A 15106-nucleotide genomic window follows, 5' to 3' on the forward strand; every position below is an offset into this window, starting at 1 on the left:
ACTGGCACGTGTTTTGGCATCCGGCAATCGGATTTGGCAGGGCGTGGCAATGATCAAAATTTTCAGCCATTATTTTCACCGGCGCACCATGTTGCAGGTCCTGCTGTATTCGGTGCTGATCGTCGGCACGTTGATTGTCTCGTTGACGATGCAGGCAGGGATGGGCATGTTCAATGTTGCTGCGATCGCCTCGGGAGTCATACGGGGGGGGTTGATGGCCGTCGGTATTCTCACCGTGAATTTCGCTCTTGGCCTGTATGAGCGCCCCAGCAAACTGACCGTGGGTCAGGTCCGGGCGCGGGCTGTGCTTTCCTTTCTGTTCTCGATGGCGATTGCCAGCGGGATCTTGTTCCTCTTGCCGCTGCAGTCCCCTTACCAGAATGAACAGGCATTGGTGGCACTGCTGTTGATCGTCAGCGGGCTGCTGATCATTCGATTATTCGGGGGCGAAATATTGCCTGTGTCGTACACGCACCAGCGTGTCCTGGTGTTTGGCACGGGGCCACGTGCGTGCATCGTGGGTCAATCGTTACAGGCCAATGATCCGGGGATCGAATTGGTCGGTTATTTTTCCGGGCCCCAGGAAAAAGAACCCAGCGTTTCCGAGCGCAACATTCTTTCTTCCGGGAAAACACTGACCGATGTGGTGAAAAATCACCATGTGGATGAAATTGTGGTGGCCCTGAATGAGCGCCGCGGCGGGAGTATGCCGATGCGTGAATTGCTCGACTGCAAGCTCAATGGTATTCAGGTCATCGACATCGCCACCCATTTCGAGCAGTTCCTGGGGCAGATCCATCTGGATGCAGTGTCTGCAGGATGGCTGATTTTTGGCGACGGGTTCAAGCAGGGATGGGTGCGCTCGATTGTCAAATGGCTGTTTGACATGGTGGGGGCGATGGTGTTGCTGTCACTCTCCTCTCCCGTGATGCTTGTCACGGCGCTCTTGATTTATCTCGAAAGTGGTGGGCCTGTTCTCTATCGCCAGGAGCGCGTCGGACTCAACGGCCGGATTTTCAATGTGATCAAGTTCCGCAGCATGCGCAACGATGCGGAAAAAGACGGCACGCCCCGCTGGGCCAGTGCCCAAGATGCGCGGATCACGCGCGTTGGAAAAATCATTCGAAAATTGCGCATCGATGAACTCCCCCAGCTGTTGTGCGTGCTCAAGGGCGACATGAGCCTGGTGGGGCCCCGGCCTGAACGCCCCTATTTTGTGGACCGCCTCACGCTCGAAATTCCTTACTACGCATTGCGGCATGGCATCAAACCAGGATTAACCGGATGGGCCCAGGTTCGCTATCACTATGGAGCATCGATCAAGGATACGCAGCACAAGTTGCAATACGACCTTTACTACGTCAAAAACCATTCCTGGTTTCTTGATCTGGTCATTCTGTTCGAAACGGTGGGTGTGGTTCTGACGGGCAAAGGTGCGCAGTAAAAATCGGCCCACCTCGCATCGCCATGAACAACAGTGAAGCTACCCTGGTTTACTGGGGCTTGACTTTATCGGCAGGGGCCTACGCCTTGCTGGCACTGCGCTTGCTCCGCCAGAAATATCTGCGTGTGCCGGTCAATCGCATTGGTGCGGCAATGCTTGCTGCTGCATTGCTGACGGTGATCTGGAGTGGTTTCAGCTGGCTGGCGCTGACCGTGAGCGCTGCGTGGTGGCTGGCGGCCCAGTCGGCCGACTTGCTGCGCTATCTCTGCTGGGGTGCCTTTCTGGCCCTTTTTTTCAAGCCCGATGCGGGTGTGGTGGATAGCCCGTGGTATCGGTGGTTGCCCGGGTTTGCGGCGGCGGGCTTGCTGGGTGTGCCCGCGTTGATGGTGATCATGAGTGTCCTGGCCGGGGTGGTGGGGCAGATGTTTCTCATGGTGTTGCTGGCACTTGGCGGACTGGTCCTGGTGGAACAATTGTTCCGCAATCTTCCTGACGATTCGCTGTGGAGCGCCAAACCGGTTTGCCTGGGACTGGCGGGCATCTTCCTGTTTGACCTGTACCTGTTTTCCCAAGGTGTGCTTTTTCAGGGGGTGGACCCTGATGCCTTTGCTGCGAGGCCGTTCGTGCACGCGCTGATGGTGCCGTTTCTGCTGCTGGCCACTACGCGGCACCGCAACTGGATCGCCAAGATACGCGTCTCCCGCAAGGTCGTATTTCACTCCGCGACGCTGGCGCTGGTGGGGCTGTACCTGCTGTTTATGGCGGGTGTTGGTTACTACGTGCGCTATTTTGGTGGTGAATGGGGTGGCGCCTTGCAATTGGGGCTGGTTTTTGTGGGCCTGGTGCTTGCGTTTGCGTTGGCGCTTTCGGGCTCTTTGCGCGCCAAGTTGCGCGTCTTTCTGGGCAAGCATTTTTTCCGCTACCGTTTTGACTACCGCGACGAATGGCTGAAGTTCACCGCCACGCTGTCAAGCCAGGCGCACCCCCAGGAGGCGGGCCAGAACGTGGTGCGGGGCCTTGCCGATATGCTGGAGAGTCCCGCAGGCGCGTTGTGGCTGCTGCGCCCGGAAGACGAGCAGTACCGGCAGGCGGCCCGGTGGAATCTGGCCTCCACCACCCAGACCCTGGACAAGAATGCAGAACTCCCCACCTTCATGCGCGCCACCGGGTGGGTGGTCAACCTGGAGGAGTTCCGCGCTTCGCCCGGGCGTTACCGCGATTTGCGTTTGCCCGAGTGGCTGGCCGAGTACCCGCAGGCCTGGCTGTTGGTTCCGCTGTGGCAAGGCAACGATTTGTTGGGCTTTGTGTTGCTGGCCAGTCCGCGCACGCTGGTGGACGTCAATTGGGAGGTCACCGATCTTTTGAAAACTGCCGGACGCCAGGCTGCGAGCTTTCTTGCGCAAATACAGGCCACCGAGGCGCTGCTGGAGTCGCGCAAATTTGAAGCGTTCAATCGCATGTCGGCCTTTGTGGTGCACGATCTGAAAAATATCGTTGCCCAGCTGTCGCTCATGGTCAAGAACGCGAAGCGACTGCAGAACAACCCGGAGTTTCAGGCCGACATGCTGATGACGGTAGAAAACTCGCTGGACCGCATGCGCCAGCTGATGCTGCAATTGCGCGGAGACACCGCGTCCGGCGATGCGACCGTGGGCGTGGATTTGTGCAAGATCGCTGAACGGTTGGCGGCCAATGCCTTACGCCGCGGGCGCACCGTGCAGCTGGAGGTCGCGCCACAGATCTTTACCCGTGGACAGGCTGACCGGTTGGAGCGCATCATCGGGCACTTGGTGCACAACGCATTCGACGCTACGGATACCGGTGACCGGGTATGGGTGAAAGTGGATCGTTTCGGTAGCCATGCCCGTGTCGAGGTGGGAGACGAGGGTCAGGGAATGTCCGAGGAGTTTGTCCAGACGCGTCTGTTCAAGCCGTTTCAAACCACCAAGGAGGCAGGCATGGGCATTGGAACTTACGAGAGTTTCCAGTACGTGCAGGAACTCGGCGGCAAGGTTTCCGTGGACAGCAAGGTAGGCAAGGGAACCGTGGTGCGTCTGCTGCTTCCCTTGTTTGAGATCGGTCGTGATTTCGGTTTACATCCACAGGAGGGGGCATGAGTCCGGACAAGTTGCAGCCTCTGCTGATTGTGGAGGATGACCTGGCGTTGCAAAAGCAGATCAAATGGTCGCTGGATGGTTTCGAATCCGTCACCGCCCATGATCGCGAAAGCGCCATGGCGCAATTGCGCCGGCACGCGCCAGCTGTCGTGACCATGGACCTGGGCCTTCCCCCTGATGCCGACTCGGTCACCGAAGGGTTCAAGCTGCTGGAGCAGATTCTTGGCGCGGATCCCGACATCAAGGTAATCGTGCTGACCGGACAAAATGACCAGTCCAACGCGCTCAAGGCCGTTGCCATGGGGGCCTACGATTTCCTGGCCAAACCGTTTGAGCCTGAAGTCCTCCATCTGGGCGTGGAACGTGCCTTCAGGCTGTACCAATTGCAAGCCGAGAACAGGCGGTTGCAGGCGATGCAGACACCCGATGCGCTTGCGGGCCTGTTGACCCGTGACCCGCAGATGCTGCGCGTTTGCCGCACCATCGAAAAGGTCGCCAACACCAATGCTTCTGTCATGCTGCTGGGCGAAAGCGGCACGGGCAAGGAGGTGCTGGCGCGCGGCCTGCACCAGCAGTCCCAACGCAGGAATGGCAAGTTCGTGGCCATCAACTGTGCCGCCATTCCTGAAAACCTGCTGGAAAGTGAACTCTTCGGCTACGAAAAAGGGGCTTTCACAGGCGCTGCCAAGACCACGCCGGGCAAGATCGAGACAGCGCACGCAGGCACGCTCATGCTCGATGAAATCGGGGACATGCCCATGGCCTTGCAAGCCAAGCTGCTGCGGTTCCTGCAAGAGCGTGTGGTCGAGCGCGTGGGCGGTCGCCAGGAAATTGCCGTCGATGTGCGCGTGGTGTGTGCAACCCACCAGAACCTCACGCAATGCGTCAAAGAGGGGCGGTTTCGAGAAGACCTCTATTACCGCCTGGCTGAGATCGTGGTGGAGATACCACCCCTGCGCGCGCGGGTGGGAGATGCGGCATTGCTTGCACACGCCTTCGTGCGCCGGTTCGGTCAGGAGCACCGTCGCAACCTGGCGCTGGCCGATGATGCGCTGCGTGCCATCGAGGCGCACCCCTGGCCGGGCAACATCCGCGAGCTCGAAAATTGCATCAAGCGGGCCACCATCATGGCCGATGGCAATCAGATCACTGCCGAAGATGTCGGGTTTGCCGGCACCGATGGCGCGGAGGGGGATCGATCGCTGGACCTGCGCGTGACGCGCGAGGCGGCCGAGCAGCGGGCGGTGATCGCGGCGCTTGCCCGGGCGGACGGAACGGTGGCCAAGGCGGCCGACCTGCTCGGTGTCAGCCGTCCCACGCTGTACGACCTGATGCACCGGCTGGGCCTCAAGCCCTGAAAAATTTCTCTGGAGAACATCCATGAAGATTCCCCTTTTCCGCGCCATGGTTCCCGTCGCCACGCTTGCTGTGGCCTTGCTGGTTTCGGCTTGCGGTAGCGGCAATCCGGATGCGCTCATGGCGTCGGCGCAGGACTACCTGGCGCGCAATGATGCGCCAGCGGCCATTATCCAGCTCAAGAATGTGCTGAAGGACCACCCGGACTCCGCCAAGGCACGCCTCCTGCTGGGCCAGGCCTTGCAGCTTTCGGGGGATATGGCGGGCGCTGAAACCGAGTTCAGGAAGGCGCAGGATCTGGGGGTGTCCCCGGACCAAGTGGTGCCGCAGCTGGCCGAAGCCCTGTTGCTGGGCAGACAGTACCGCAAGATCACGACCGACTATGCCGGCCTGCAGCTGGCCAGTGCCCAGGCGCAGGCAAGTCTCAAGACCACCGTGGCCATTGCGTGGCAGCGCCAGGACCAGGAGGACAAGGCCCGCGCCAGCCTCGACGAAGCGCTCCAGGCCAAGGCCGATCACGCGCCAGCGCTCATTGAGCAGGCCCGCGCCAGCGCCCGGCGCGGCGATGTGGATGCGGCGCTGCAGGGGCTGGACAAGATTCCCCGGCAGTCTGCTGCCGCCGGCGAGGCGCTCAAGCTGCGCGGTGATTTGCTGCTGTATGGCAAGCGCGACATGGATGCGGCGATGGCTGCGTACCGGGATGCGCTTCAGATCCATCCCTCCTACAACGAGGGACAGGCCGCGGTTGTTCAGCTGCTGTTGCTTCAAGGCAAGACAGATGCTGCCGCTGACGCCTTGAAGGGGCTGGCACAGGCGGCGCCCGGAAAGCCGCAGACCTTGTATTTGCAAGCCATGCTGGCCTACGCAAAAAATGATCTCAAGGCGGCACAGGAACAGGCGCAGAAGCTGGTGAGCCTCACACCCGACAATTTTCGGGCGCTTGAGCTGGCCGGCATGACGGAGCTGCGCCTGGGTGCCTACGTGCAGGCCGAGGCCTTGCTGGCCAAGGCCCTGCAGCTGGAGGCAGGGCTGCCCATGGCCCGGCGCGGCCTGGTGACGGCCTACGTGCGCCTGGGCCGGCTGGACAAGGCATTGTCGGCACTGCCGGCCGATGTCGATCACAACGACCGCGACCCCGGCATGGTGGCCCTGGCGGGGCAGGTGTACATGCTCCATGGCGAGGTCGATCGCGCGCAGCGCTACTTTGCCCGGGCGTCCAGTCTGGATCCGAAAGACCCGGTTAAGCGCACATCCCTGGCTGTCAGCCGCCTGGCATCGGGGCAGGGCGATGCCGCGCTGGGGGAATTGCAGAGCATTGCGGCATCTGACGATGGTGTGGTGGCAGACATGGCCCTGATCAATGCCCTGCTGCAGGCGCGCAAGGTAGACCAGGCCCTCAAGGCCATTGATGCGCTGGAAAAAAAGCGTCCAGCGGACGTGCTGCCCGTCTTCTTGCGTGGCCGCGCCTTGTTGCTCCAACGTGACGCCGCCGGTGCACGCAAGGCCATGGAGCGGGTTCTTGAGATCGACCCCAATTATTTTCCTGCGGTGGGTGTGCTGGCAGCGCTTGACAACGCCGACAAGCGGCCAGACGATGCGCGCGCACGTCTGGAGGCCGCTCTCAAGCGGCAGCCGGGCAATGTGCAGGCACATCTGGCGCTGGTGGAGCTGCGTGCGGCCAATGGCGCGGACAAGTCGGAGCTGGCGAGTCTCCTGCGCAAGGCGGTGGATGCGACACCCAGCAGTCCGCTGCCGCGCCTGCTTCTGGCAGAGCATCACTTGCGCAACAGCGAGCCGAAAGATGCGCTGACGGTGGCGCAGCAAGCGGTGGCCGCACTGCCTGACAACGTGCAGCTGCTCGATGCCCTGGGGCGCGCGCAGTCAGCCAATGGCGAACACAACCAGGCGCAGGCCAGCTTCAACCGCATGGCCGCGCTGCAGCCGCAGTCTCCCCTGCCCTACCTGCGCATGGCCCGCGCCAACCTGGTGGCGGGTGACCGTGCCGGGGCCAGTCAGAACCTGCGCAAGGCGCTGGAGATTGAGCCCAACGCGCTGGAGGCACAGCAAGGACAGGTCAGTTTGGCGATGGCGGCGCAAAAGCCCGGCGATGCCTTGGCCATCAGCCGCACGGTGCAAAAGCAAAGACCCAAGGAAGCGGTAGGCTACGTGCTCGAAGGGGAGATCCACGCAGCCGGCAAGGCCTGGGACAAGGCCGCGGATGCTTTGCGCGCAGGGCTCAAGCAGGTGGCCAGCCCGGATTTGGCGGTGCGGCTGCATAACGTGCTGCTGTCGGCCGGCAAGAAACCCGAAGCCGACCGATGGGCGGCCGAGTGGCTGCGCACCCAGCCCAAGGATGCTGCCTTCCCCTTCTACCTGGGGAACCGGGCGCTCACCCTCCATGAGTTGCCAGAGAGCCTGCGCCAGTTTGAGCGCGTGGTGGCGCTTCAGCCCAACAACGCGGCCGCCTTGAACAATCTGGCCTGGATCAAGGGCCAGCTCGGCCGGGACGGTGCCCTGACCGATGTCGAGCGTGCCAATGCCCTGGCACCCAATCAACCCGCGTTCATGGATACCTGGGCCATGCTGCTATCCGCCGCCAACCAGCATGAGCGCGCCGTGGAGTTGCAGAAGAAGGTGGTTCAGCTGCAGCCGCAAGTGTTGGAGTTCAAGTTGAACCTGGCCAAAATCCAGATCAAGGCCGGCAACAAGGATGCCGCCCGTGCATTGCTCGACGAGCTCGGTGCGGCAGGAGACAAGTTTTCTTCCCAGGCCGAGGTGGACCGCCTCAAGAAAACATTGTGAATCGCCGTTGCGCGCTGGACGGGCGATCGGCTTGGGAAGCTTGGTGCAACACGGTATCGCCGGCGAGAAAAACTGAACTGCTTTGGAGGCAGCCATGAAAACACCCGAAAGCACATCGACACCGTCTGGTGCGGCACCAGACAAGGAGGCACGCGGAATCAGCCGCCGTCAGATGGTTCGTGCGGGTCTGAGCGCAGCGCCGGTGGTGGTGGCGCTCAAGAGCAATACCGTTCTGGCCGGAGCCACGGGTGGCGGCCAGGGCCGTGGTGTGACCACATCGGCCTTTGCGTCGCTGCAAGCCAACCAGGGGCGGGTCAGCAACGCCCGCTACAAGACCGATTGCGAAGTCCGCACACCTGCAGAGTGGCAAGTCAGGCAGAGCGAACTCAAGACCAGGAAATTTCAGGAGTGCGGCTTTGCCGCCAATCCCGAGGGCAGATATGGGCGCCGCGTGACGCTGGGCGATGTGCTGGGCTACGAGGGCCATGACCGCGATACCGTGTTGGCCCGCTATGTGGTGGCGGCCTATCTGACAGCGCTCGAATTCCACGATGATCGCGACGTCCTGGCGCTCTCCACCGCGCAATGCAATGCCATCTGGAACGGGCGCGGCAACTGGAGTCCGTTTGCCGGTGCCCAGTGGGACTATGCACAAACCACCGCCTATTTTGAAACCATCTACGGTGCGCGCCATTACGGCTGATGCGGGACCCTCGCCGGGTGGGCCTGCAACGCATTGGCATTGCCCACGGCGCGCAGACTACGGGCTGCAGCTGTGGCCCGACGGCGCTGTGGTGTACGACGAAGCCAGTGGCGATATCCATGCGCTCAGCCCCATTGCGGGCGAGGTGCTGCGCCATCTGTTGACGGTGCCGCAGTCTTGCGCCGAGAGCCTGGCCCGGACGCTGCTGGGTGAGCCGCCTGCTTTGGAAGATGTTTGCAGCGTGGACAGGATGCTGCGTGCATTCGAATCCCTGGGTTTTATCGAACCCTGCGGCGCGTGAACACCCAACCCCTGTTGTCTTCACTGTCCAGGCGCCAGCTCGGCAGGCTGCTGGGCGGAGAGGGCCTGGCGATCGTTATCCCGCCCTTTGTGGTGCGGGTGCGCAGCCGGATTCCCGTGGTGGCCGAGGGTCTGGAACGCCTTTATTCAGACCACCCACTGGTCCCGCTGGAGGGGGGCAGTTTCAGCGACTTCCATGTGGCAGTGCAGCCGTGCCGCCCGTGGTTTCGTCCGTTGTGCTTTTTCGAGCTGGATGGAGGCCAACCTTTCACGCCGCTGGCGCAGGGCGAAGCCTTTGCACTTTTCGAGTGGGGCCTGAACTGGTGCGTGACCAGCCATTGCCATCAGTGGATCAGCCTGCATGCGGCGGTGCTGGAAAGGGGCGGGCGCGCCGTGGTTCTGCCGGCGCCACCGGGCGCGGGCAAGAGCACTTTGTGCGCGGCCCTCATGCTCCATGGCTGGCGCCTGCTGTCCGATGAATTGACGCTGCTGGAGCCCGGCAGTGGCTGGGTCATGCCTTCGCCGCGGCCTATCGGCCTCAAGAACGATTCCATCGATGTGATCCGCGATCGCGCTCCTGGCTGCGTCCTGGGGCCGGTGGCGCACGATACGCAAAAAGGCACGGTCGCCCACCTCAAGGTGCTGCCCGAGAGCCTGGCCCGCGCCGGCGAACGCGCCCTGCCTGCCTGGGTGGTCTTTCCCCGGTACGAGCGCGGCGCCACGCTGCAGGTGCAGGCGCGCACCAAAGCCACCACTGTGGTGGAGCTGGCGCGCAACAGCTTCAACCAGCATGTGCATGGCCGCACAGGCTTTGAGGCCCTGGTGCGGCTGGTCGATGCCTGCGACAGCTTTGATCTGCGCTACAGCCAGCTCGACCAGGCCCTGGCCTGGTTCGACACGCTGCAGCCGCCGCCCACAGGGAGGGCTTGATGCAGGACCATGCCATGACGCCGCTGCTGAACCTGCTGGGTCCGGCGCCCCAGCCCGGCCGGTTGACGCTGACCGAATGGGATGTGGTGGTGCGGCAAGCGCGCCGCGCCGATGTGCTGGCACGCATCGCCGCACTGGCACAGGCCCACGGCGCGTGGGATGCCGTGGCCCCTGCACCGCGTCCGCACCTGGCGTCGGCGCTGGCCCTGGCTGCACGCCAGCAGCGCGAGCTGCGCTTCGAGGTGGCGCAGATAGCGCGTGCCCTGCAGCCCACGGGATTGCCCGTGGTGCTGCTCAAAGGCGGCGCCTACGCCCTGGCGGGCCTGCAGGCATCACTGGGGCGCATGGTTTCGGACGTGGACATTCTGGTGCCGCGCGAGCGCCTGGCCGACGTGGAAGCCGCCTTGATGATGGCCGGCTGGGCGCATGCCAACCGCGACGCCTACGACCAGCACTACTACCGCACCTGGATGCACGAGCTGCCGCCGCTGCGGCACCTGCGCCGCGGCACGGTGCTGGATGTGCACCATGCCCTGGTGCCACTCACCGCCAGGGCCCGGCCCAGCACGCAGCGCCTGCTGCAGGCGGCGCAGGCGCTGCCCGGTCACCCGGGCGTGTGCGTGCTTGCCCCGTCCGACATGGTGCTGCACAGTGCTGCCCACCTGTTCCACGAAAGCGACTTCGCGCACGGATTCAGGGGCGTGGTGGACCTTGATGCCTTGCTGCGCGAGTTTGCTGCCGTGCCCGGCTTCTGGCCAGGCCTGCTGGCGCGCTCGGCAGAGCTGGACTTGCAGTGGCCGCTGCACCATGCGCTGCGCTATGCGCACACCATCATGGACACCCCCGTGCCGCCTGGCGCCGTGGCAGCGCTGGCGGGCAGCGTGGGCCAGCAGGCCTGGATGCATCGCTGGCGCGACGCTCTGTATTTGCGCATGCTGCGACCCGACCACGCCTCCACTGCGGATGCGTGGACGCCACTGGCGCGCAGCATGCTCTACCTGCACGGTCACCGCCTGCGCATGCCGCCGCACCTGCTGCTGCCGCACCTGTTGCGCAAGACGCTGCGCGGCCTCTTTCCCAAGGAAAAACCATGAACCACACACGCTGGTGGATGCGCTGGGCACTCGTGCTCCTGTTCCACGGGACATGGAGCAGCAGCGCACTGGCGCAGCTGCCCGACACGGTGGAGCGGGTCAAGCCTGCCGTGGTGCTGGTGGGCACCTACCAGGCGACCGACACGCCGCGGTTTCGCTATGGGGGTACCGGCTTCGTGGTGGGCGACGGCTTGCGCGTGGTGACCAATGCCCATGTGGTGTCTGCCATCGGCGCCGCGGGGGCCGACAGACCGGCGCTGGTCGTGCAGCTGCGCGCGGGAGCGGGCCTGTGGACCATGCGCCCCGCGCGGGTGCTGGAAAGCGTCCCAGAGCACGATCTCGCCCTGCTGCAGATCGACGGGCCGGCTGCGGCGGCTTTGAGCGTGGTGGCGTCGGAGCCGGTGCGCGAGGGCGACGATCTGGCTTTCATGGGTTTCCCCATTGGCGGGGTGCTGGGCTTTTCCAGCGTCACCCACCGCGCCACTGTTTCGTCCATCACCACCATGGCCTTGCCCAGCCCGACGGGGCAGCAGCTCAGCGAACGCGCCATCCGCAGCCTGCGCGCCGGGCCATTGCAGGTGTTCCAGCTCGACGCCACGGCCTACCCGGGCAACAGCGGCGGCCCCTTGTTCGATCCGCGCAGCGGCGCCGTGCTGGGCGTCATCAACATGGTGCTGGTCAAAAGCACGCGCGAATCGGCCCTGAGCCAGCCCTCGGGCATTTCGTATGCGATTCCGAGCCGTTATGTGCTGGAGTTGATGGCGCGGCACTCCGGCAGATGAACGCGCGGCGCAGTAACATCCTGCGCTTTGTCTCGAACCCTGCCGGCCCATGCTGAACTCTATTGGATCGAACCACGCCACCCTCGGCGCCGCCATCATCGACCTCGACGGCACCATGGTGGACACCTTGGGCGATTTTTCCGAGGCCCTCAACCGCATGCTGAGCGACCTGGCGCTGCCAGCGATTGCCGCGCCGGCCATCGAGCAGATGGTGGGCAAGGGCTCCGAGCATTTGCTGCGTTCAGTGCTCCATCACGTTCTAGGCCTGGCAGGTAAAGCGCCAACAGCGATTGAAGTCGACGCGTTCTACGCCCGCGCCTGGCCCAGCTACCAGCAGCACTATCTGTCCATCAATGGTGACTATGCGCAGGTGTATCCCGGCGTGGTGGCGGGCCTGCAGGCCCTGCGCCATGCCGGCCTGCGGCTGGCCTGCCTGACCAACAAGCCGACCGCGTTTGCTTTGCCCCTCCTGCGTGCCAAGGGGCTGGACGGCTATTTTGAGCAGGTGTTCGGTGGCGACAGTTTTGCCAGGAAGAAGCCCGACCCGTTGCCGCTGCTGAAAACCTGTGAGGCCTTGCAGACCGAGCCCGCCCGCACGCTGATGGTGGGTGATTCTTCCAACGACGCGCAGGCCGCTCGCGCCGCCGGCTGCCCCGTGGTGCTGGTCACCTACGGCTACAACCACGGCCTGCCGGTGCAGGCCGTGGATGCGGACGGTTATGTGGACTCGCTGGAGTTGCTGCTGGCCTGACCTGGCGCGTCAGGTGCCCGCCCTGGCGGGACGGGAGGGTGGGAGGGGGCTGGTGAATCCGCGGGACTCAGGCGGGCTTGCCCAGCAAGGCATCCTTGAGTTTCCAGTCCGCGGGTACGTTGCCCAGCCAGATACCCAGGAGCGCATTGAAGAACTCGGGTTCCTTGAAAGGTTCGCCCTGGGGCTTGCCCTTGACGGTGATGACCGTCCCCGCTCCGGGAATCCAGTCGATCATGAACTGGTCGCCGGCCTGCAGCTTCTTGTGCTCCGAAAAGATCTGGCTCATGCGCAGCACGCCGGGGATCAGCTTGGAGAATGCGGCCCGGTCCATGTTGTCTTCCATCCCACGTGAAAACAGCTTGCCCAGCTCGGCGGAGTCAATCTCGCGCAGCATGGTGATGCTCAGGCGCTTGGGCCCGCGAACGGAGGCTGCTTCCGGCGGGGTCGATGCCTTCTTTTCGAGGTACAGCCCGGCCGTGTAAACCTTGAAGACGGTCTTGTAGCGCACGCCCGCCCCATTGAGTTGCAGGGTGCTGCCTGCGACCACACTGGTTTCTTCGTATTTCACGTCGGCGACGGTGACGGGCTGGGCCACTGCGCCGGTCGCCAGGAGAAAGGTGCTGGCAGACAAGGCACATCGATGGAGGAATTTCATGCGGGACTCCTGAAAGTGAACGATCGTTCGTTTTTAATTGTTGCAAGAAGCGCTTGTTGTCACCACAGGGTTTTCGAGAGGTTATGTCCGGGGAATCAATGCAGCGCCCTCCAGTGGGTCAAGGACCTTTGCTACACTTTGGGCATGTTCATACACCACGTGTTCATCACAGGTCGCAGCGACCGGGGAGCCTGGCCCTGGCGTCAGCCTGTCTGCCTGAACACCTGATGGCACCTGGGGTAATTCCCGGCGTGCAGTCTGGGCCCCGCCTGGGGCCCGCCGATGAACAGCGGCGCCCGACCCTTCTCTTGCGGTCTGCGCGCCACCCCAGCAGGGAGTCTCCCCCGTGATCACCGAACTTGAATTCAAAAGCCTGGCCGGCGAAGGCTACAACCGCATTCCGCTCATGGTGGAAGCCTTTGCGGATCTGGAAACCCCGCTCTCGCTGTACCTGAAGCTCGCCCACAGCAAGGACGGGGGCAAGCACAGCTTCCTGCTCGAATCGGTGGTGGGCGGCGAGCGTTTTGGCCGCTACAGCTTCATCGGCTTGCCTGCCCGCACCTTGCTGCGCGCCAGCGGGTTCGGGGCCGATGCGCGCACGGAGGTCGTCACCGACGGCCAGGTGGTGGAAACCGTGCGGGGCAATCCGCTGGATTTCATCGAGGCTTACCAGAAACGATTCAAGGTGGCCCTGCGCCCGGGACTCCCCCGTTTCTGCGGTGGCCTGGCGGGCTACTTCGGCTACGACACGGTGCGCTACATCGAAAAGAAACTCGAAACCACCTGCCCGCCCGATTCGCTGGAAACGCCCGACATCCTCTTGCTGCAGTGCGAGGAGCTGGCGGTCATCGACAACCTGTCGGGCAAGCTCTATCTCATTGTCTATGCCGATCCGGCCCAGCCCGAGGCCTATACCCGGGCCAAAAAGCGCCTGCGCGCGCTCAAGGACCAGCTCAAATATTCGGTGAGCGCCCCCGTGGTCAAGGCCACCGAAAGCCATCCCGCGCAACGCAGCTTTGCCAAGGCCGACTACCTGGCGGCCGTGGGCCGCGCCAAGGAGCTCATTGCCGCCGGTGATTTCATGCAGGTGCAGGTGGGCCAGCGTATCCACAAGCGCTACACGGAAAGCCCCCTGAGTCTGTACCGTGCGCTGCGCTCGCTGAACCCTTCGCCCTACATGTATTTCTACAACTTCGGCGACTTCCATGTGGTGGGGGCCAGCCCCGAGATCCTGGTGCGCCAGGAGCAGACCGATGCGGGCACCAAGGTCACCATCCGGCCCCTGGCGGGAACGCGCCCGCGCGGTGCCACGCCGGAAAAAGACAAGGCCGCCGAGGTGGAGCTCATCAACGACCCCAAGGAGCGTGCCGAACACGTGATGCTGATCGACCTGGCGCGCAACGACATCGGGCGCATCGCACAGACCGGCTCGGTCAAGGTAACGGAAGCCTTCGTGGTCGAGCGCTACAGCCATGTGATGCACATCGTGAGCAATGTCGAAGGCCTGCTGAACGAGGGCATGACCAGCATGGACGTGCTCAAGGCCACGTTCCCGGCGGGCACGCTCACCGGCGCGCCCAAGGTGCATGCCATGGAGCTGATCGACCAGCTCGAACCCGTCAAGCGCGGCGTGTACGGCGGCGCCTGCGGCTACCTCAGTTACGCGGGTGACATGGATGTGGCCATCGCGATCCGCACCGGCGTCATCAAGGACGGCACGCTGTATGTGCAGGCGGCCGCTGGCGTGGTGGCCGACTCGGTGCCCGAGCTGGAATGGAAGGAAACCGAACACAAGGCCCGCGCACTGCTGCGCGCCGCCGAACTTGTCGAGGAGGGGCTGGAATGACCCAGGCCATCAACAACGTGCAGCATTGCACGACCATGGACGATGTGCGCCGCCACATCGATGCGCTGGACGACGTGCTGGTGCCGCTGCTGGTCACGCGCGGCGGCTACATGACCCAGGCCGCGCGCATCAAGCAGGATGCGTCGCAGGTGCGCGATGAAGAACGCATCCAGGCCATCGTGGACCGCGTGCGGGCGCGTACCCGGAGCGAGGGCGGCGAGCCCGATGTGATGGAGGCCATCTACCGCAGCATGATGGAAGCCTACATCGCCCATGAACACCGCGAGTTTGCGCGCCTGCGCCAGACCGCAGCACACGAGGGGTGA

At 63.6% G+C, this 15106-nt stretch carries 13 protein-coding genes; 12 read left to right on the forward strand and 1 reads right to left on the reverse strand.

Annotated features, from left to right (window positions below):
- Positions 1–49: 49 nt before the first annotated feature.
- The 10 genes from AC1Q5S_RS11220 to gph all read left to right on the forward strand — a co-directional run bounded on the left by AC1Q5S_RS11220 (position 50) and on the right by gph (position 12279).
- Positions 50–1444: a TIGR03013 family XrtA/PEP-CTERM system glycosyltransferase gene (locus tag AC1Q5S_RS11220; protein WP_492238911.1), complete on the forward strand. Its 1395-nt coding sequence runs from the start codon at positions 50–52 to the stop codon at positions 1442–1444.
- 23 nt (positions 1445–1467) lie between these two features.
- The gene (prsK, locus tag AC1Q5S_RS11225; protein WP_422203937.1) at positions 1468–3561 is read left to right on the forward strand and encodes an XrtA/PEP-CTERM system histidine kinase PrsK; all 2094 of its coding nucleotides are present in this window, start codon (positions 1468–1470) and stop codon (positions 3559–3561) included.
- Positions 3558–4919: a PEP-CTERM-box response regulator transcription factor gene (gene prsR / locus AC1Q5S_RS11230; protein ID WP_422203939.1), complete on the forward strand. Its 1362-nt coding sequence runs from the start codon at positions 3558–3560 to the stop codon at positions 4917–4919. Before prsK ends, prsR begins: the two co-directional genes overlap by 4 nt.
- Before the next feature lie 22 nt (positions 4920–4941).
- The gene (prsT, locus tag AC1Q5S_RS11235; RefSeq protein ID WP_492238881.1) at positions 4942–7719 is read left to right on the forward strand and encodes an XrtA/PEP-CTERM system TPR-repeat protein PrsT; all 2778 of its coding nucleotides are present in this window, start codon (positions 4942–4944) and stop codon (positions 7717–7719) included.
- A gap of 94 nt (positions 7720–7813) precedes the next feature.
- Entirely contained in the window at positions 7814–8422 is a 609-nt protein-coding gene (locus AC1Q5S_RS11240; protein ID WP_492238882.1) for a hypothetical protein, read from the forward strand.
- A complete protein-coding gene (locus AC1Q5S_RS11245; protein WP_492238883.1) occupies positions 8367–8723 on the forward strand; it encodes an HPr-rel-A system PqqD family peptide chaperone in 357 nt (118 codons plus the stop codon). Before AC1Q5S_RS11240 ends, AC1Q5S_RS11245 begins: the two co-directional genes overlap by 56 nt.
- Positions 8720–9652 carry an HprK-related kinase A gene (locus tag AC1Q5S_RS11250; protein WP_492238884.1) on the forward strand — a complete coding sequence of 311 codons (933 nt, stop codon included), beginning with the start codon at positions 8720–8722 and terminating at the stop codon, positions 9650–9652. Before AC1Q5S_RS11245 ends, AC1Q5S_RS11250 begins: the two co-directional genes overlap by 4 nt.
- Positions 9652–10746 (forward strand): nucleotidyltransferase domain-containing protein, encoded by a 1095-nt coding sequence (locus tag AC1Q5S_RS11255; RefSeq protein WP_492238885.1) that lies wholly within the window; start codon positions 9652–9654, stop codon positions 10744–10746. Before AC1Q5S_RS11250 ends, AC1Q5S_RS11255 begins: the two co-directional genes overlap by 1 nt.
- Positions 10743–11528 carry a trypsin-like peptidase domain-containing protein gene (locus tag AC1Q5S_RS11260; protein WP_492238886.1) on the forward strand — a complete coding sequence of 262 codons (786 nt, stop codon included), beginning with the start codon at positions 10743–10745 and terminating at the stop codon, positions 11526–11528. The genes AC1Q5S_RS11255 and AC1Q5S_RS11260 overlap by 4 nt, the downstream gene beginning before the upstream one ends.
- Before the next feature lie 49 nt (positions 11529–11577).
- The gene (gph, locus tag AC1Q5S_RS11265; RefSeq protein WP_492238887.1) at positions 11578–12279 is read left to right on the forward strand and encodes a phosphoglycolate phosphatase; all 702 of its coding nucleotides are present in this window, start codon (positions 11578–11580) and stop codon (positions 12277–12279) included.
- Positions 12280–12346: 67 nt separating this feature from the next.
- Here the strand turns inward: gph and AC1Q5S_RS11270 are convergent, their stop codons facing one another.
- Complete coding sequence (locus tag AC1Q5S_RS11270; protein WP_492238888.1) at positions 12347–12934, reverse strand: chalcone isomerase family protein; 588 nt, start codon at positions 12932–12934, stop codon at positions 12347–12349.
- A 346-nt stretch (positions 12935–13280) separates the two neighbouring features.
- On the opposite strand from AC1Q5S_RS11270, the gene trpE reads away from it, so the two are divergent.
- Complete coding sequence (gene trpE, locus AC1Q5S_RS11275; RefSeq protein ID WP_492238889.1) at positions 13281–14780, forward strand: anthranilate synthase component I; 1500 nt, start codon at positions 13281–13283, stop codon at positions 14778–14780.
- Positions 14777–15106, forward strand: coding sequence for a chorismate mutase (locus AC1Q5S_RS11280; protein ID WP_422203958.1), 330 nt, complete (start codon positions 14777–14779; stop codon positions 15104–15106). The genes trpE and AC1Q5S_RS11280 overlap by 4 nt, the downstream gene beginning before the upstream one ends.

Source organism: Acidovorax sp. GW835-FHT14B10 (assembly GCF_058793725.1).